Here is a 17,715-nt window from a genome sequence, read left to right on the forward strand (position 1 = left end):
CGGCAGGCCTGAACAACCGCGCCGGCGACATCAGCAACCTGCTCGACAGCATCGGCAATGGCGTGCAGGTGCTGCAGGCCGCCAACACCGGCATCACCTCGCTGCAAAGCCTGATCGCCAACGCCCAATCAATCGCCAACCAGGTGTTGCAGACCCCGGTCGGCTATTCGACCAAGTCGAACGTCACCTCGGCCGCCATCACTGGCGCGACCGCCAACAATCTCTTGGGTCCGCCCACCAACAACACGGTCACCGGCACCACGGTCAACAACAACCTGAGCACGCCGGTTGCGATCACGGCCGCCACCAAGCTAGTCACCGCGGCGAACTCCGACACGCTGGCTGCAACGCCTGCGAACGGATCGTCCTTTATCGTCGATGGCAAGTCCATCACCTTCTCGACCGGCCAGACCTCGGTGACCACCGATGCCAGCGGCAACGTCACGATCGGTGTCGGCGCCGGCAGCACCGCGACGGTTGGAACCGTCCTGAGCGCAATCGATGGCATCACCGGTACGACGACGGCTTCGGTTGTCACCGCCGGCCAGCTCGTGGTCAGCACAGGCACGACGCAGCCTCTGGTTATCGCCGCTGGCGGCACCAGCGCGCTTGGTTCTTTCGGCCTGACCGCGGCTACGACAGCCCTGACGCCTCCGGCGCTGCAGGGTGAGACGCTCACGATCGGCGCCACCGGCGGCGGCACGCAGACCAACATCACCTTCGGTACCGGCTCCGGACAGATCTCGACGTTGAACCAGCTCAATACGGCGCTCGCGGCCAACAACCTTCAAGCCACGATCAGCACGACGGGCCTGCTCAATATCGTCACATCGAACGATGCGGCGTCCTCGACGATCGGCGCGATCGGCGGTTCGGCTGCGGGAGTAGGTGCGGCCTTCCACGGCCTGGCGGCTGCCGCTCCTGTTCAAGACCCCGACTCGCAAGCGACCCGCGCCAACCTGGTCGCGCAATACAATAACGTGCTGCAACAGATCAACACCACCGCCCAGGACTCCTCTTTCAACGGCATCAACCTGTTGAACGGCGATACGCTCAACCTGACTTTCGACGAAACCGGCGCTTCGAAGCTGGCGATCACCGGCGTCACCTTCAACGATGCCGGCCTCGGCCTCTCGACCCTGACGTCGGGCGTCGACTTCCTGGACAGCAATTCGGCCAACGGCGTGCTGACGCAGTTGACCGCCGCGAGCACCACGTTGCGGTCGGAGGCTTCCGCGCTCGGTTCGAACCTGTCGATCGTTGAAATCCGCCAGGACTTCAACAAGAACCTGATCAACGTGTTGCAGACCGGCGCGTCCAACCTGACGCTCGCTGACGCCAATGAAGAGGCGGCCAACAGCCAGGCGCTGTCGACCCGCCAGTCGATCGCGGTCTCCGCGCTCGCGCTCGCCAACCAGTCGCAGCAGAGCGTGCTCCAGCTGCTCCGCTGATCGAAGAGCAAACGACAGAACGCGAAACGGCGGAGGAAACTCCGCCGCTTTTTATTGATCGTGCGCGCCTACCGATCCGCTGGGTATTGCCTGATCCGTAGTTTTGCCTCGCATTCTGTGACCACTGCTAACCATATTTTAAAGGCAACAACCTATAAAACTTGGGCAGTTCTGACGTCCGCGTGCTGCGTAATCCTTCAGTTGGAGTGATGAATGTCCAATGCCGCCCAAGCCTATGCACGCACCTCACAGACCACCGGGACGGCCAGGGAAATCGAGGCGCAGGCGCTGCTGAAGGCGGCCAAGCAGTTGCGCGACGTCCAGACCAACTGGACGGGGCCCAGTCCGAGCATGCACAAGGCGCTACTGTTCAATCGCCGTCTGTGGACGATTTTCCTGAGCGCGGTCGAGTCCAACGACAATCCGCAGCCGTTCGAGGTTCGCCAGAACATCGCCAACATTAGCGTCTTCGTCATGCATCAGACGATCGCGATGCAGATGAACCCGGATCCGGCAATGCTGAAGCCGTTGATCGACATCAACTGCAATATCGCGGCGGGCCTTGCAGGCAGAGGCTGAAGACCTCACTCTTCGCTCAAGCTCGGCCTCTTACGCCGTCACGTCGGTTGCGAGCGGGTGCGTCGACGAGCCGTTGGTCAAGTCCAGCGAGTGGAAATAGGCGCGGCGGCGCAGCATCACGTCATCCGGAAATTGCTGCACGACCTGGCCGGTCAGCGCGTCGACGACCTGGAAAACGACGGACGCGGCGGCGCTGTCGAAATACGCCTGATGCGAAACATCGCTCGAGCTCGGGCCCGGTGAGTTATTGCTACTTGCGGTGCTCGCGTCCGTTGCCGTTACGCTTTGACTTGCAGGCAACTGCGTAGGCACGCCACTAAGCGCGGCGCTACTGGCCGGCGGAAATGGCGGTGCGACCGGCGCCCCCACCGGTCTGATGCTGAAATCGGTACTCATGGCAGCCTCCTGGCTCTCCTCGAGTCAAATCCCAACCCTTCCCAATCGGCAATTATGAAGTGTACGTCTCAACGCATTGTTAGAGAACGCGCTGAACGATGCGCTGACGAAAATGCGTAAATTTGATGAAGATTTTAGATGTCTAGAGCGAACGGCTGACCGCCAGCGGCGTGAGATGCCGCGCCGTCGGATTCACGCGGCGACCCGTCGCGCCGTAGGTATTTGGAATGTTGCGGCGCTGAATCTCGGCATTGACGCCGCGCACGATGTTTTCCGAAACCGCATGCGCGGTTGCAAGCACGGTGAGATTGACCTGCAACATCGCGCGAAACGTTTCGTGGTGCCGCCGCAGCGTCGAAAACAGGTCCGGCGATGTCTTGGCGAGATATGGATGACTGGCCTTCAGGCGGCTGACGACACCGACGTAACGGCGCGAGGCTTCCGTCTTCTTCGGCTCGAAGGCCATCGCCTCGCGAATCTTGCCGGCGCGAACCAACTCGGTTTCGCGCTCGATGATGCCGAGCAGGGCGCTCATGACATCCATCAGCTCTTCGGCGAGCTTGCGGGCCTCGGCCGGCGTCGAGGCAGCCTGGATCGCGGGTGGGGATGGGGGAGGCTGGTTCATGCCTGCTTGTCCTGGGTCTGACTGACGGTCTTCGCCTGCTGCATGATCAGCGTGCGATAGACGTTCTTTGCGATGCCGATGCCGCCGGCCTTGGCGAAGGATTTCGAATATTGTTCGATCTGCATCGAGCGCCAGATGCCGGTGCCGACGGTATTGCCGAACGGGCCTTCGCCCTTGAGGCCGTTGGTCATCTCTGAAAACATCGAGTTGAGAAACATTCCCTCGAAGTTCTGCGCCTGGGTCTGGGCCTTGGCCTTCACCTGCGGCGATACCTTGTCGAGCGCGGCTGCGAAGTCGTAGTCGGGATGGCCGCCATAGGTGGGCATCGCTGCCTTGGCGGCGGCCGCGCCGTTGCGGTTGTTGACCGGAGCTACCTGCATCACATCACCTCGATGTCGGCTTCGATCGCGCCGGCGGCCTTGATCGCCTGGAGGATGCCGATCAGATCGCGTGGCCCGATGCCCAGTCCGTTGAGGCCATCGACGAGTTGCTGGAGCGAGACGCCGTCCTTCATCACGGCTAATTTCTTGCCGTCTTCGGTCACCGAGACGTTGCTGCGCGGCGTCACCACGGTTCGTCCGCGCGAGAGCGGGTTAGGCTGGCTCACTTGCGGGCTTTCCGAGATCGAAACGGTGAGGTTGCCCTGGGCCACCGCAACGGTGGCGACGCGGACGTCGCGGCCCATCACGATAATGCCGGACCGCTCGTCGATGATGATCTTGGCGGCAAGATCCGGCTCGACCTGCAATTGCTCGATCTCGGTCAGGAAGGCAACGACGTTGCCCTTGAATTCCGGGGGGATCGAAAGCTGCACCGTCGAGGGATCGAGCGGCTCGGCCGTCTTGGTGCCGAGATAGTCGTTGATCGCGGATGCGATGCGCTTGGCGGTGGTGAAATCGGCGTTGCGCAGCGCGAGCCGCACGTTGGGCAGGCGATTGAGCGCGAATTCGATCTCGCGCTCGATGATGGCGCCGTTGGCGATCCGGCCGACCGTCGGCACGCCGCGCACGATCTTGGCGGCTTCGCCTTCGGCCTGGAAGCCGTTGATGGTAACGGAGCCCTGCGCCACCGCGTAGACGTTGCCGTCGGCGCCGAGCAACGGGGTGACGAGGAGGGTGCCTCCTTGCAGATTCTTGGAATCGCCGAGCGCGGAAACCGTCACGTCCATGCGGGTTCCCTGGGTTCCGAACGGCGGCAGATTGCCCGTGACCATGACGGCGGCAACATTGCCGGTGCGGATGGTGGCGCCGCGGATGTTGACGCCCATGCGCTCGAGCATCGCTTGCAGCGATTGCTTGGTGAAGGGGATGTTGTTGAGGGTATCGCCGGTGCCGGCGAGGCCCACGACCAGGCCGTAACCGACAAGCTGATTCTGCCGCACGCCCTCGATGTTGGCGAGGTCCTTGATCCGGGACGTCGCCCCGGCCGGAGCCACCCATAGCTGGAGCGCTGCGAGGACCGCACAGGTCAACCGCAACACTCTTCCCCAATAGACGCTTGGCATCCTCTGCTCCCCGCTGAGGGTCTTGGAAAACTGTGGATGCGCCCGTCACTCCCATGAGGACCCATCCGGCATTAACTATGCGAGCGCCGTGCCAAGACTTTTCAGTCGTGCAGGAGATTGATTTTGCTTGGAAAAGCTCAGGGGCAGCGGGTGTGGCGCAGGCCGTGGGGAAGGCGAAACTGCCGCATGGCGGCAGATTTTGCCGGGTGATTTACGCCGCGTTAACCATCGGCAAGCGATGCTGCGCTCCATACTGGCAGGGACCCTTCATGCGAATCTCAGGACCGAACGGCACCACTCTGGGTTCCCAGACCAGCAATGTTCGGCGAACCAGCTCGGGGGGCTTTTCGTTGCCGGAGGATGCAGCCTCCGCCGGCGAAACGCGTGCGACGTTAGCGCCCAAGGCGGCGACCGGCATCGATGCGCTGCTCGCGATGCAGGGGATCGAGGAGGATCCGGTCGAGCGGCGCAAGCGCTCGGTGCAGCGTGGCAAACGCGCGCTCGACGTGCTCGACGATCTCAAGATCGGCCTGTTGGCGGGAAACTTCGACACTTCGACGGTGAGTCGGCTGCGCGAGGCCGCCGCCAACCTCAAATCTTCGTCGGGCGATCCGGGCCTCGATTCGGTCCTGTCCGAGATTGAGCTGCGGGTCGAGGTCGAACTCGCGAAAGCCGGCCAACACTAGCTCAACAATGGCGGTCATCGCCGCGGTCGACGGGCGATCCAGTACGCCGCGCCTCTCAATTCAAGCACCATTGCTCTGGAATACTGGATACCTTCTTCGCGGGCATGACTATCCCTTCAATACCGTGGCGCAATTCATTGAAGCGCAACGCTTCGCGGCGCAACAAGAGCGGGATCACCACGATCCATTTGCCGCCGATGCTGTCGAGAATCTGCCCGGATCGGCAAGTTCCGCCTGGGAACCTGCCAGCTTCCGGTCGATTCGGCGGCAAGAGCAGGATCTGGTTTGAGGACTTTCCGGTCGCAATAATCGACGAGATCGAACATCTGGCCACGCTTCTACCATCGGCTTTTGACCACGCCGGGCCGATTCTTGCGGCAGTGCCAGATAGATTTGCCTGTGCAGCGTCTTGGCAAAGGGGGCAAGGCCGGCCACGCCAATATTGTCTGTCGCAGAACCCCGCTATATAAGGCGCCGCGCGAGGGGACCTTCCTCCTCGCACGGTGCCGCAACCGCGCGGCACCTCAGGTGAAAGATGGGCTGGCCTTGGAAAAGTTGAAGAACTATCGACCCACCGAAAAAGAGCCTTTCATGAACGAGCGGCAGCGCGATTATTTTCGCGCCAAGCTTCTCTCCTGGAAGGATGAGATCCTTCGGGAATCGAAGATCACGTTGCAGACGCTCCAGGAGGAGAACGTCAATCATCCCGATCTCGCCGACCGCGCTTCGTCGGAAACCGACCGCGCGATCGAATTGCGCGCGCGGGACCGGCAGCGCAAGCTGATCTCCAAGATCGATGCGGCCTTGCAGCGCATCGAGGACAATACCTACGGCTATTGCGAGGAAACCGGCGAGCCGATCTCGCTGAAGCGGCTCGAAGCCCGCCCTATCGCGACGCTGTCGGTGGAGGCGCAGGAGCGCCACGAAAAGCGCGAGAAGGTCTATCGCGACGAATAAAGCGGCCCGTTCAGCCGCTTAGGACTCGTTAAGAAATAACTTAGTCACTTTTCTGAACGCCTTGATGTTGGAGCTATGGTGTAATTCCATTCTCCATGAAAGTCGTGAGGAAACAAGTTCACGGTGGCGAGTTGCGCATCGGAGATTTTAAGTCCTTTGGGATATTTCTTTTCGTCGAGTTCAGCACGCACGGTCAGGCCCGTCTCGGTAGTCGTAGCCGCAATGAGTTCGACGATTGTGCGAAAGCTGCGCAAAGGCTTTCCGCGCCAATTGATACTAATGAAAGAAAAAAGCCGGTGCTCGATTTTATTCCACTTGCTGGTTCCAGGCGGCAAGTGGCACACGGTAATTGGGAAATTTAGCTCGTCAGCTAGTTTCTGAAGTTCGATTTTCCATAGACGGACGCGATACCCGTTCGATCCGCCGCCGTCAGCGGTCACCAAGAGGCCTTTGGGTTTTGGATAGCGTTTCTTGCCCATTGTCTTCCACCAGCGGCGGATGGCATTGACCGCAAAGGCCGCAGTGTCGTGATCCGTTCCGACGCTGACCCAGCCTGTGTTGTTGTTGATGTCATAGACCCCGTACGGCACCGCACGTTTCAGTTTGGGATCAATGAAGTCATGCACATTGACTTCTTCGGGTCTGCCCTTGGCTCTCCATTCGCGGCCCGCATTCTTGAAATTGCCCACTAATTCCTTCTTTTTCGTGTCGACCGAGATGACGGGCTGGCTGTCCGTCAAGAAGCTGCTGGCCTTTTTGCTGATGTACTCAAACTGAGCATTCCGGTCCATATGCTCGCTTCCTTCGTGGACTTTCTGATTGGCCTGTAAGCTATAATGTAGCTTGTGCAGGCAATCACCAACGACCGGATGGCTGATGTCGTGCCCCTTGCCTTTCAGCTCCGTGCGCAGCTTCCGCAGGCTGAGCGACGTCCACAATTGCCGTCGCATCGGATCACCGCGCGTCGTCGGTTCAAGCAACGCCTTAAGGTCGGAAAGGAGCGTTGGATCCTCAGCAATCTTTGATTTACGTCCGCCACCCTGTCGGCGTACCCGGTCGCTCCCAACCGAGCCACGATCTTCGAGATCTTCAAGCCCTCGGTAAATCGTACGTCGTGCCAGACCCGTCGCCTCAGCGACGGCGCTTACACCCCCATGTCCAACCATACGTGCTTCAGACGCCGCCCAGCGTCGTCGGCTCCGCTCATCAAGCAGAGGAGCCATCGACTTCCAACGTTTCCGAAGAGTTCTAATCTGCGAAGCGCTTATCACGCGACGATTCTATCGCCGCCGATTCTCCTCAGGGAATCCCCAAACGATAATTTCCACAGACCGTGATAAAATTGACTCAGTTGTTTCTTAACGAGCCCTTAGCGCCGCCGATTGGATGTTACCGGCAGCAGCACATTCGGCACCCGATCGGCATGATGCCGATCATCGGCACCACCGGCACAAGGAGGTCCTTGCGCGGTCACATCGCGGTCGACCCTCCGGGTACTGCTGGTGCTGGTCGAACATCGCGATCATCGCCGCGACCATGACCGCCATGCCGGCTCAGCATCAGCATGCTGATCATCGACGAGTGATCATCATGCCCGGGAGGGTGGAACGCGATCGCTTCAGCGAGCCAGCGCGTCGCAGCGGGACTATCGGAAACGCCGGCTTCGAACCGGAACACTTTCAACGGATTGCCGACATCGACTCGTTTTTATCGTCATCCAGCCAATCGACTCGTTCTTATTGTCTTACTCGAGTGGTGCTGCCGGTGATGGTCGAACCCGCAAATACCGCGTGACCATGACCGACATGCCGATGATCACCATCAACGGCATGTCGGTGCTGGCCGCGGTGGATCCTAGGTGCCCCCTTGCCGCCGACGATGATGATGATCATGCCCGGCAGGGCGGAGCGCGATCGCTGAGGGCATGCCGGCCATCATGTCGGCCCCGGCGGCCGGCGCTACCGTATGGCGGCGACGATTGCTTTGGATCATTCTACAAGACATTGATATATTTATAGGTTATACTATTTTCGCGGATATAGTATAACTCCCTTGCGATGAGCTCCATTCCGTTATACTATTCTCGCGAAGATAGTATAATGGAGGTTCCGATGGCCGCCTCTCAGTCCCTCGACATCTCATACCAGACACTCTACTCGGAACTCATCCAACGCAGCCTGGATGACAGCTTCACATCCGAGTTCTCGGCCGACGGCCGGTTCGTTGCGGTCGAAGTGAAGAACAAGAAATACTGGTACTTCGACACACCGAAGCCCGAAGGCGGCACCCAGAGCCGGCGATATGTCGGTCCCATGGACGATCCGGAGATCACCAAGCGCGTCGAAGCGTTCAAGGATATCAAAGCGGATATCAAAGGACGCCGTCGCCTCGTCGCCACTCTCACTCGCGAAGCCTATCTACCGCGCCCTCTACAGATGAGCGGCCAGGTGGTCGAAGAACTGGCGAACGCAGGCTTCTTCCGCCTTCGCGGCGTGCTGATCGGCACGGTCGCCTATCAATGCTATCCCGGCATCTTGAGCAGACGCCTCGACGCGATCGCAATGCAGACGGGCGACGCCGACTTCGCGCAATTCCACGAAATTTCGGTAGCAGTGGGCGACTCCTTGCCTCCAATCATGGACGTCCTTCACCGCGTCGATCCGACCTTCCGCGAAATTCCGAGCCAAATGGACGGTCGGGTCTCTACCCAATTCGTCTCCAGAGACAAGTTCAAGGTCGAATTCTTGACGCCGAACCGCGGATCGGACGACATCGCGGGGAAACCGGTCCAGATGCCGGCGCTCGGCGGAGCGGCAGCGATCCCCCTGCGCTTCCTGGACTTCCTGATCCGTGAGCCGGTGCGGGCCGTCCTCCTCCATGGCGCCGGCGTGCCTATTCTCATTCCGTCGCCCGAGCGGTACGCCGTACACAAACTGATCGTCGGATCCCGCCGAAAGGAAGATCGCGATCCGGCGACCAAGGCGGCAAAGGATCGGCTCCAAGCCAAGTCGATCATGGAGGCGATGATCGCCAATCGGCAGCACGGCGATCTGGCCTCCGCCTATATGGAAGCCTGGGACCGCGGAGATCATTGGGTCGCCGCGATCCGCACAAGCATCGCGACCTTCGACGACGAGTTCCGAGACTTCCTCCGCAGAGAACTGGGCAAGGGAATATCGGACCTCGGATCCGATCCGGCCGATTACGGCTTGCGCGACGAGCCGAAGGAAACGGCAACGAAAACGCCGCTCGCCGGGCTGAAGTAGGGCAATCCGACCAGCAGCACATTGACCGGCGGGGTTCCGATCCGTTCGCCGGCGCCATTGGATGCCGGTGCCGGCCGGCATCCCGACTATCCCCTCAAGACCAACAACGTCAAAAATCGCGAGAAGCATCCGCTTGTGATTTGTAGATATTTCAGAGCCTTAGCGATACCGACTCATTCTTATTGTGAAATACCTGCAAGCGACTCGTTCTTATTGTAAAAACCGACTCGCATAGCCGGAGCGCGGTCACGTAATATCAAGGAGTTACGCGCCCCGCTCAAACTGTGTCCGCATAACCGCTGCAAGACCTGTCGGGTCGTCGGTGCCGATGCGCTTGACGCCACCGGATTTCAGCTTGAACTCGACGGCGTCGAGGCCCGATACATTATAAAGCGTAAATCCGGGCGCCGTGCGGATACCAAACCCGTTCCACCAATGATTATGGACGGCCGCAACCGACTCGATTTCATTCTGCGGCAACCGATAGGTCCAGAGCCCCGGGCCGAAATGCCAGCGTAGCTCGTTATCGCCGATCTCAACTGTGAGCGAGTGGAAGAAGACGACAACGGCGCCAAGAATCGCCAACATCAAAATCATCGGCGCCTGGGCTTTGTGCCACATCATCGCCGCCCCGAGCGCAGCGATGATCAGACAAACCACGAGAATTAGCGTTCCAAACTCTGTGTGGCGATATGGCATGACCGTGCGCCTCCGGTCTCTTCGCTGCGTTTGGTCGACGCAGCGAAGAAGAGGGTTCAAGGCCGAGGCGCAAAGACTCTTTACGTGCGCTCCTCAGTCCGCCAGCGGGTCGGGGCGCAACTGCACGTGGAACACCCTTGGCCGGGCATCCTTGCCGCCTTCGCTGTGGAAGTAGGCGCGCGTGCCCGTCGTCGTCCACAGACCACGGCCCTTCCAGCCGGCCTTCGGATCGTCGATCCGGCCATCGGTATTCTTGGCGAAGAAACCGAGCGGGTAGGGGATGCGGATATCGACGAACTTGCCGTTGACCAAAGCGAGCAGGGATTCGCTGCCATTGGCCATGGCGATCGGCACGTCGTTTCCGAGGCCGAGCGTGTTGTGGACGTCAACCCAGATGTAATAACCGTGGTTGGCGCTGCCCTTGGGATCGACATCCTTGAACTGCGGTCCGGGCATCCGGTACAGCGTCCAGCCCTCGTAGCATTGCGCGCCGGTTGCCGCGTTCGGTCCTTCGAGCTTTTCCTTGCACTTGGAGCGGTCGAAGCTTGCCATCTGTCCGCTTGACAGCACGGTCCAGGCCACGCCTTTCGAGTCGATGTCCACGCCGCGCGAGCCATAGGTGCCCGGAGGCGACTGGAACAGCTCGGACACGGCGGTCTTGGCCGGATCGCTGCCCGGAATCATCCGCACCAGGAAGGCTGGTTGCGCGATGCGCGTAAAGCCCGGGCCCATGGTCTGGCCCCAGATCACGTCGCCCTTGACGCTTGGCATGATGCCGTAGAAGCCGGCCTTGACCCATTTGTCCTTGCCGGGTTCGATCGGCTTGTCAGCGCCGACGAAAGGCTCGCGCTTGCCGGTGCCGGAGACGTTGGCCACCACCGGCGTCCAGCCCTCAGACTTCATCGCGTCCCCGGTCGCATCGAACTTCTTGACGTCAAGCCAGCCGACGACACCGCTGTATGGCTGTCCCTGGCTGAACCAGAGCTTTTCGTCGGGCGTGAAGACGAGGTGATGCGTGCTGAAACACGTATCGATCATCGTCCACTTTTCCGTCTTCGGATCGTAGACCGATGCCTGCCGCGCCGAATCCTTCAGCGGAATGACCTGCGCTGACTCGAGATCCGACCCTTCCTTGCAGCTGGCGGGGTTTGGCGCCCGGCGAATCCTTGCCGTAAGCCAGAGCCGGCCCTTCTCGTCCATCATCGGGTTGTGGATGCTGGTGTGGCCATCCCAGATCGCCTCGTCGCCCCAGAACACCGACGGCGCCATCGGGTCGTCCTTCGCGCTCGGGGTCTGCGGGTCCTGGAACGGTTCGTGGATGAACGATGTGGTGTTCTTGACGGGATCAAGCACCGGCACGTCGTCGGAGCTTTCTTCCGGCGAGCCGTAAATCTTGCCGTAGGCGTTCACCGTCGGATCGCGCTTGTCCGTCGAAATCTCGTCGTGAAGGTACATTCCCCTCTTGCCCCATTCCCAGGACGTGATCACGACGTTGCGCTCGACGCCTTTCGGGCGCTCCGGTTTGTCGAAGGGAAGTTCGCCCGCAGCGATGCGATCGGTCCAGTCGGCGAACATCTTGTAGGCGCGGGCCGGGCCGAGGCGGCCCAGCGTCAATGCCATGTTGTTCATGGCCTGGCCGGATTGCACGCGGCGCTCCCACATGTCTTCGGAATTCTTGAATTCGCCGAGCTCCTTCACGTGCGGGTGGCGGATGTTGTCGCTGCCAAGCGCGTGGCACGACTGGCAGGAATTCTTGATGCTGTCGATCCAGGTGGCCTGCGAGTCCATGCTGGCCGGCATGCCGGTCGGGCTTTTGTCCGAGCCCGGAAACTCGCTCGCGGCGGGAATCTTGAGCATCGAGTACCAGTACATGCCCGGATAGTATTCGGCGGCAGCCGCCGCAGTCGGCGCCGGCTTTGCTTTCAGGTCGATGGTCTTGCCGGGCGTGACGTCCTGCTTGTCGGAATCGACAAGGCCGTATCCACGCGCCCAGATCTTGTATTTTGCCGATGGAAGCTGCGGGATGACGAACTGACCGGCGTCGTTGGTGACGACCATCTTGGCATATTTGGTCGGGAGGTCGGTGGTTTCGGCGATCACCCAAACACCGGCTTCCGGACCGTTCGGGCCGGTTACCTGGCCGCCGATTGCGTCCGGCTTGACCGACAGCGCCTTCTTCTGCTGCGCAGTGGCCGGGCCGCTCCATGCCGTCACGAGCGCGGCGATTGCGACCGCGGTGAGACACGCGCTCGAATGGCGACGAAAAGTCATACTTCGCTCCCCGATTTTTTGCTGAACTTCGGCGTTCCAGCTTTTTCGACAATGTGAAATTTTGCTTGTAATTCAAATAGCATCTGACGAATGGTGATGCGTGTCAACGTACTCCATATTGACGGCGTCTCACTTGCTGGTGGAGGTCGCGGCGCACGCGCCTGACTTGCGAAGTTTTCGATTCCGGAGTTCGTATCGTTAATGTCGAGGGGGGTCCTCGTAAATCATGGATCAGGAAATGGGAAACCGCCGCTTCTTCGATCGCCTGCCGGGTTTGACGGTGGCCGAAATCGTTGCGCTGACGGGCGCCGAAGCCAATCAGGCGGTGCCGATGTCGCTGTTGATTACCGGCGTGGCGCCGGTCGATCTTGCCGGCCCGGCCGATCTGACGTTCGTCGACGGCAACAAATACGCCGACGTCCTGACGACGACTCGCGCCGGCGCGTGCCTGATGCCGAAGCGCTTTGCCGACCGTGCGCCGCAAAGTCTCCTTGTCCTGCATTCCGAGGAGCCTTATCGCGCTTTCGTCGCCGTGCACCGAAAGCTGTATCCGCAATCGCTGCGGCCGGCCTCGCTGTTTGAGACCGACGGCATTTTCGAAGGCGCAACCGTCCACCCGACCGCCAAACTCGAAAGTGATGTAACGATTGATCCGGGCGCCGTGATCGGACCGCGCGCCGAAATCGGTGCGGGAAGCCTGATCGCCGCGAATGCCGTCATCGGTCCCGACGTCACGATCGGCCGCGACTGCCGGATCGGCGCCGGCTGCTCGATCGTGCATACGCTGATCGGCGATCGCGTCATCATTCATCCCGGCTGCCGCATCGGCCAGGACGGTTTCGGATACACCGAAGATGCCGCCCAGCAGAAGATTCCGCAGACCGGTCGCGTCATCATCCAGAATGACGTCGAGATCGGCGCCAGCACGACGATCGATCGCGGCGGCATCAGGGACACCGTGATCGGCGAGGCCAGCAAGATCGACAACCTTTGTCAGATCGGACACAACTGCCAGATCGGCAGGCATTGTGTGATCGTCGCGCAATGCGGGCTCAGCGGCAGCGTGACGCTGGAGGATTTTGCCGTGCTCGGCGGCTCGGTCGGGCTGGCGCCTCACGTCACCATCGGCCGCGGCGCACGGGTCGCAGCCCGCTCCGGCGTCATGCACAACGTTCCCGCCGGCGAAACATGGGGCGGTTACCCCGCAAAGACGAGAATGCAGTGGATGCGGCAGGAGACGACATTGGCGCGCTTGGCTAGCGCCGGCGACAAGGGCCGGACATCCGGCAAACCCTCCGGCGGAAAGTCGTAGTTTTTATTTTGACGCGTTTTCTTCATGCGAACCGGTTCTTGCTTCGCTTGAAAACGCTATCGCGGCACTTCGACGGCGCCGCAATTGTAGCGGCGCGCCAGCGCGCAATCTTCTTCCTGCGAGATGTTCACGAGCTTGTTCACCAGGAAGTAGCCCAGCACGAGCGCGACGGCGAGTCCGCCAAAGACGATCAAGAGCCCTCGGGTCGAGAGATATTGCGCGTCCTCATTGCCGGGCTTTGAGGCCTCGACCGGTGACGCTGGCGGGCGGCCTTCAGGTTTCATGACATTATCCTTTAGCCTTCATCCCCAAGCCTTCGATTGCATTGGCGTCTTTCGCCACGGCGACATGTCGGACGAATGCCGAAAAATCCACATCTGCATCTGTTCGGCTATGATAGGCAAGAATGATTCTCCGCCGCTCCCGCTTCGTTCATCTGTTGCCTGTCGGCCAGGGCCGCACGCTCATTGTGCATGCGATCAGCCATATGCGCCTGCCTGCCGACAGCGAGATATCGGCGCTTCTGGAATATTTTTCCGAACCACGGGGTATGCCTGAGGATATCGACGCGATGGCGGCGCTGTTCGCGAAGCCCGCCGATTCGCCATCGGTCGGTTTGCGCGATGCGGTCGAACGCACCGTCATGGAGCTCAAGTCACGCCAGATCCTGACCGAGATGACGGCGGACGAAGAGCTGGCTGCGATCGCCGAGGAACTTTCCGTCAAGCATGGGCGTGACCCTGCGGAGATGCTGGAGAGCTACCGGCGCAAGCTGAAGGACGGCGGCGCGGCCTACTGGGCGGTAGGCGCGTCTTATGGTCTGGAGGATTTCGGCGGCACGCGCCGGCGCGTCGATGCCGTGCTGTTCGGCGACTGCGATATTCAGATGGAGGCCGATTTCCTGCGCCGGGAAGCGGCGCGTCGCGGCATCGATCTGCATGTCGCGGCGACGTTCCCGGACGATGTCAGGTTTGCGGGCGAGCACAAACACGACGTGATCTTCGTCGGCGCGCTCCGGGTACGGCACCTCGTTGCCGAGGATCTCGGCAACGGGCTCAACCCTCATGCCCCTTATGTCGCGCACGTGACCGAGCTCCTGACCAAGCTGCGCGAAATCACGCCGGCGCCGATCCTGATCGACAATCTGCCGGAGCCCACCGTTCAGCCGCTTGGACTGGCGGAACGGGGCGTGAAGGGACATCGCACACGCTTCCGCCTGACGAACGTGGCGCTTTCCGAACTCGCGGTCGCATTTGCCGACGTTTACGTGGTCGATATCGCGGCCACGCTTGCCGCGGCGGGCGCGGAGCGGCTGCTCGATGACGGCCAGGTGGGTTACACGCATTTCGGTTCGCCAGGCTGGATGCTGCAACGGCCGGAGAGTGAAAAGGCCGCCGTCCACGGCATTTTCCCGGATCTCGCGCCGCTGGCGCACGCGCTCGACGGCGATGCTTACGGCCGCGAGGCGGTGACCGCGGAAAAGCATATCGACGCGCTGGTGACCGTGACGGGAATCGGGCGCAAGAAATGCGTGATCCTCGATCTCGACGGCACGCTGTGGCCGGGAGTGCTGGCGGAGACGGGCAGTCCGTTTGCCTGGACGCCGGAAATTTCCGGTGCGTTCTCCTATATCGGGCTCTATTTCGGCCTGCACGAAGCGCTGAAATCGCTCAAGAAGCGCGGCATCGTGCTCGCCTGTGTGAGTAAAAACGACGAGGCCACCGTCCGCGAGCTCTGGAAATATCCGGAGCACTATCCGAAGCAGCGGCTATTGACGCCAGACGATTTCGTCACGTGGCGCGTCAACTGGGACGACAAGGTCGGCAACATCCGTTCGATTGCCGACGAACTCGGCTTCGCGCTCGATGCGTTCCTGTTCATCGACGACAACCCGGTGGAGCGCGATCGGGTGCGGCAGCGATTGCCGGAGGTTGAGGTTTGGGGCGAAGACACTTTCGGCCTGCGCCGGCGCCTGCTCAACGATCCGCGTTTGCAGATTCCCGTAGTGACAGCGGAAGCCGCTTCCCGCAGCGAACTCGTCAAGGCGCAGATCGCGCGCCAGCAGTTGCGCACCGAGACGATGGGGGAGGCGCAATATATCGAGCAGTTGCAGATCAAATGCGCGATCGAACGCCTTGTTGCGTCGTCCGCAAAACTGGAACGGGTCGAGGAGCTGTTTCAGCGCACCACCCAGTTCAACACCACGGGACGAAAATTCTCCTCAAGCGAATTGGCGGCGCTGGCGGAAAATCCCGCTGGCCGGCTGTTTGCGATGGAGGTGTCGGACCGCCTCGGCGATTACGGCCTCGTAGGCGCGGCCGTCGTCATTGACAGCGAGATTGCGGGCCTTGCGATCAGTTGCCGGGCGCTCGGCATGGGCGTCGAGCACAGGTTCCTGCGGCATATCCTCGATGAGATGAAAGAGAGTTCGGTGCCGGTCTGCGGACGAATCATCCCGACGTCGCGTAACATTCCGGCGCGCAACATCTACCGGGACAACGGCTTTACGGAGGGCGAGCCCGGACTTTGGCGGCTGGCCGTGGCCCGGGCAGGCTGAGGGATCGCCGTATTTGTTTCAAAGCGCTTCCGGGAAGGCTCCGCGCAATACCGCGCAACACCTCGATCTACGCCTCTAAAGATTTCGTTAAGCTTACTGAATTATTGCCAAAAGACGATCGACCGTCAGGCAGGGGCTGTCATGAGCAACACGAATACGAATAGTCATCGCATCGTTCTCGGCGACCCGGTGCCGTGGTTCAGCCTGCCGGTCGTGACCGGCGGATCGTTTGACCTTCAGGCCAGCGCCGGCCGCTGGGTAGTCCTCAGTTTCCTCGGCTCGCTGTCGGATCCCCGCGCGATGGTTGAAGTGACGGAGCTTGCGCGCCTCAGCACGTCGTTTAGCGACGATCATCTCGTGATCGCATGCATCTTCACCGGGCAGGCGGCCGATGCCCCGAGCCTTGCTTCGATTAGCAGCCCGACATTGTCCTTTCTGGCCGATCCCGACGGCGCCATCACCCGGCAATACGGCGCAGGACAAATGCGGCGCACCGTCATTCTCGATCCGATGCTGCGCGCGATTGCCGATATTGCCTGGGACATTCCGCAAGGGCACGCGACCATGGTCCGCGATGTCCTCCAAGGCTTGCCCGCGGTCGAGCATTCCGCAGGCGTTCCGATGTTCGCGCCGGCGCTCCTGGTACCTCGCGTCTTCAGTTTCGGGATATGCGATTTCCTGACCCAGTTCTACGAGACGCAAGGCGCGGTGGACTCCGGTTTTCAGTTCGACGTCGACGGCAAGACCGTCACCTTGTCCGACTGGCGGCTGAAGCGGCGCAGTGACGTCGCGGTCGGCGTGCCCGAGGTGCGCGAACTTATTCGCGACCATATCGTGCGGCGGCTGGTTGGGCCGATCGAACGATTCTTTCAGTTCAAGGTGACGCGCATGGATCGCTATGTCGTCGCCTGCTACGACAGCGCGGTTGCCGCCCACTTCCACCGCCATCGCGACAACATCAACGCCGGCGCCCAGCACCGGCGCTTTGCGCTCTCGATCAACCTCAACAAGGATTTCGAGGGCGGCGATCTCGTATTTCCCGAGTTCGGCCGCAAGGCTTACCGGCCGTCCGAAGGCGGCGCGCTGGTGTTTTCGTGCGGCGCGCTGCATCAGGTGACGCCGGTGACCAAGGGCAAGCGATACGCCTTCCTGGCGTTCATGTATGGCGAGGAAGACGCGGTCAAACGCGAAGGCAACAATGCCAGGCTGCACGCCGGCGAGATCCAATATGAGACGAGCGGCCGCGACCGCTTGTTCCCCGAACCGGCGCGGCCGCTGGACATTCCATCCGTCGCCTGAATTTCGCAAAGCCAAAGAATCTGAAAGCGGATCGCCCTTGCGCGATCCGCTTTTTCTTTGCCGCCTCTCGATCGCAAAACAATTGCGGCCTTCGTCAGGGGAGCTGACGAAGG

The 17,715-nt window shown here is 61.0% G+C and carries 18 protein-coding genes; 10 read left to right on the forward strand and 8 right to left on the reverse strand.

Annotated elements, in window-relative coordinates; translation table 11 throughout:
- Both WB528_RS06465 and flaF read left to right on the forward strand, forming a co-directional pair.
- Nucleotides 1–1,451 (forward strand): flagellin (locus WB528_RS06465; RefSeq protein ID WP_423887595.1); only part of this gene is annotated, 1,451 nt, incomplete at its 5' end.
- Nucleotides 1,452–1,664: 213 nt separating this feature from the next.
- Nucleotides 1,665–2,030: a flagellar biosynthesis regulator FlaF gene (flaF, locus tag WB528_RS06470; RefSeq protein WP_423887596.1), complete on the forward strand. Its 366-nt coding sequence runs from the start codon at nucleotides 1,665–1,667 to the stop codon at nucleotides 2,028–2,030.
- 30 nt (nucleotides 2,031–2,060) lie between these two features.
- Here the strand turns inward: flaF and WB528_RS06475 are convergent, their stop codons facing one another.
- From WB528_RS06475 to WB528_RS06490, 4 genes are all read right to left on the reverse strand, one after another.
- A complete protein-coding gene (locus tag WB528_RS06475; protein ID WP_423887597.1) occupies nucleotides 2,061–2,426 on the reverse strand; it encodes a hypothetical protein in 366 nt (121 codons plus the stop codon).
- 142 nt (nucleotides 2,427–2,568) lie between these two features.
- The gene (locus tag WB528_RS06480; protein WP_423887598.1) at nucleotides 2,569–3,051 is read right to left on the reverse strand and encodes a hypothetical protein; all 483 of its coding nucleotides are present in this window, start codon (nucleotides 3,049–3,051) and stop codon (nucleotides 2,569–2,571) included.
- The gene (gene flgJ / locus WB528_RS06485; RefSeq protein ID WP_423887599.1) at nucleotides 3,048–3,431 is read right to left on the reverse strand and encodes a flagellar assembly peptidoglycan hydrolase FlgJ; all 384 of its coding nucleotides are present in this window, start codon (nucleotides 3,429–3,431) and stop codon (nucleotides 3,048–3,050) included. The genes WB528_RS06480 and flgJ overlap by 4 nt, the downstream gene beginning before the upstream one ends.
- Complete coding sequence (locus WB528_RS06490) at nucleotides 3,431–4,555, reverse strand: flagellar basal body P-ring protein FlgI (protein ID WP_423887600.1); 1,125 nt, start codon at nucleotides 4,553–4,555, stop codon at nucleotides 3,431–3,433. Before WB528_RS06490 ends, flgJ begins: the two co-directional genes overlap by 1 nt.
- Before the next feature lie 269 nt (nucleotides 4,556–4,824).
- Here WB528_RS06490 and WB528_RS06495 point away from each other — a divergent pair, with 269 nt between their 5' ends.
- From WB528_RS06495 to dksA, 3 genes are all read left to right on the forward strand, one after another.
- Nucleotides 4,825–5,241, forward strand: a complete 417-nt coding sequence (locus tag WB528_RS06495; RefSeq protein WP_423887601.1) for a flagellar assembly protein FliX — start codon at nucleotides 4,825–4,827, stop codon at nucleotides 5,239–5,241.
- A gap of 7 nt (nucleotides 5,242–5,248) precedes the next feature.
- Nucleotides 5,249–5,530, forward strand: a complete 282-nt coding sequence (locus tag WB528_RS06500) for a hypothetical protein (RefSeq protein ID WP_423887611.1) — start codon at nucleotides 5,249–5,251, stop codon at nucleotides 5,528–5,530.
- Between the two features lie 302 nt (nucleotides 5,531–5,832).
- Nucleotides 5,833–6,198: an RNA polymerase-binding protein DksA gene (dksA, locus tag WB528_RS06505; protein WP_212398093.1), complete on the forward strand. Its 366-nt coding sequence runs from the start codon at nucleotides 5,833–5,835 to the stop codon at nucleotides 6,196–6,198.
- Between the two features lie 44 nt (nucleotides 6,199–6,242).
- On the opposite strand, the gene WB528_RS06510 is transcribed toward dksA, so the two are convergent.
- The gene (locus tag WB528_RS06510; protein ID WP_423887602.1) at nucleotides 6,243–7,421 is read right to left on the reverse strand and encodes an ISAzo13 family transposase; all 1,179 of its coding nucleotides are present in this window, start codon (nucleotides 7,419–7,421) and stop codon (nucleotides 6,243–6,245) included.
- Nucleotides 7,422–7,734: 313 nt separating this feature from the next.
- On the opposite strand from WB528_RS06510, the gene WB528_RS06515 reads away from it, so the two are divergent.
- Both WB528_RS06515 and WB528_RS06520 read left to right on the forward strand, forming a co-directional pair.
- Nucleotides 7,735–7,992 (forward strand): hypothetical protein, encoded by a 258-nt coding sequence (locus WB528_RS06515; protein ID WP_423887603.1) that lies wholly within the window; start codon nucleotides 7,735–7,737, stop codon nucleotides 7,990–7,992.
- Nucleotides 7,993–8,309: 317 nt separating this feature from the next.
- Nucleotides 8,310–9,464: a nucleotidyltransferase family protein gene (locus WB528_RS06520; RefSeq protein ID WP_423887604.1), complete on the forward strand. Its 1,155-nt coding sequence runs from the start codon at nucleotides 8,310–8,312 to the stop codon at nucleotides 9,462–9,464.
- 264 nt (nucleotides 9,465–9,728) lie between these two features.
- On the opposite strand, the gene WB528_RS06525 is transcribed toward WB528_RS06520, so the two are convergent.
- Both WB528_RS06525 and WB528_RS06530 read right to left on the reverse strand, forming a co-directional pair.
- A complete protein-coding gene (locus WB528_RS06525; RefSeq protein WP_423887605.1) occupies nucleotides 9,729–10,163 on the reverse strand; it encodes a hypothetical protein in 435 nt (144 codons plus the stop codon).
- Between the two features lie 93 nt (nucleotides 10,164–10,256).
- Nucleotides 10,257–12,434, reverse strand: coding sequence for a carboxypeptidase-like regulatory domain-containing protein (locus WB528_RS06530; RefSeq protein WP_423887606.1), 2,178 nt, complete (start codon nucleotides 12,432–12,434; stop codon nucleotides 10,257–10,259).
- A gap of 238 nt (nucleotides 12,435–12,672) precedes the next feature.
- On the opposite strand from WB528_RS06530, the gene lpxD reads away from it, so the two are divergent.
- The gene (gene lpxD, locus WB528_RS06535; protein WP_423887607.1) at nucleotides 12,673–13,746 is read left to right on the forward strand and encodes a UDP-3-O-(3-hydroxymyristoyl)glucosamine N-acyltransferase; all 1,074 of its coding nucleotides are present in this window, start codon (nucleotides 12,673–12,675) and stop codon (nucleotides 13,744–13,746) included.
- Nucleotides 13,747–13,802: 56 nt separating this feature from the next.
- On the opposite strand, the gene WB528_RS06540 is transcribed toward lpxD, so the two are convergent.
- A complete protein-coding gene (locus WB528_RS06540) occupies nucleotides 13,803–14,030 on the reverse strand; it encodes a hypothetical protein (RefSeq protein ID WP_423887608.1) in 228 nt (75 codons plus the stop codon).
- Nucleotides 14,031–14,152: 122 nt separating this feature from the next.
- On the opposite strand from WB528_RS06540, the gene WB528_RS06545 reads away from it, so the two are divergent.
- On the forward strand, nucleotides 14,153–16,303 hold the full coding sequence (locus WB528_RS06545) for an HAD-IIIC family phosphatase (protein WP_423887609.1): 2,151 nt from the start codon (nucleotides 14,153–14,155) through the stop codon (nucleotides 16,301–16,303).
- A gap of 141 nt (nucleotides 16,304–16,444) precedes the next feature.
- Entirely contained in the window at nucleotides 16,445–17,602 is a 1,158-nt protein-coding gene (locus tag WB528_RS06550) for a 2OG-Fe(II) oxygenase (protein ID WP_423887610.1), read from the forward strand.
- The last annotated feature ends 113 nt before the right edge of the window (nucleotides 17,603–17,715 follow it).

The sequence above is a fragment of the Bradyrhizobium sp. genome (assembly GCF_049586575.1).
Taxonomy (GTDB): domain Bacteria; phylum Pseudomonadota; class Alphaproteobacteria; order Rhizobiales; family Xanthobacteraceae; genus Bradyrhizobium.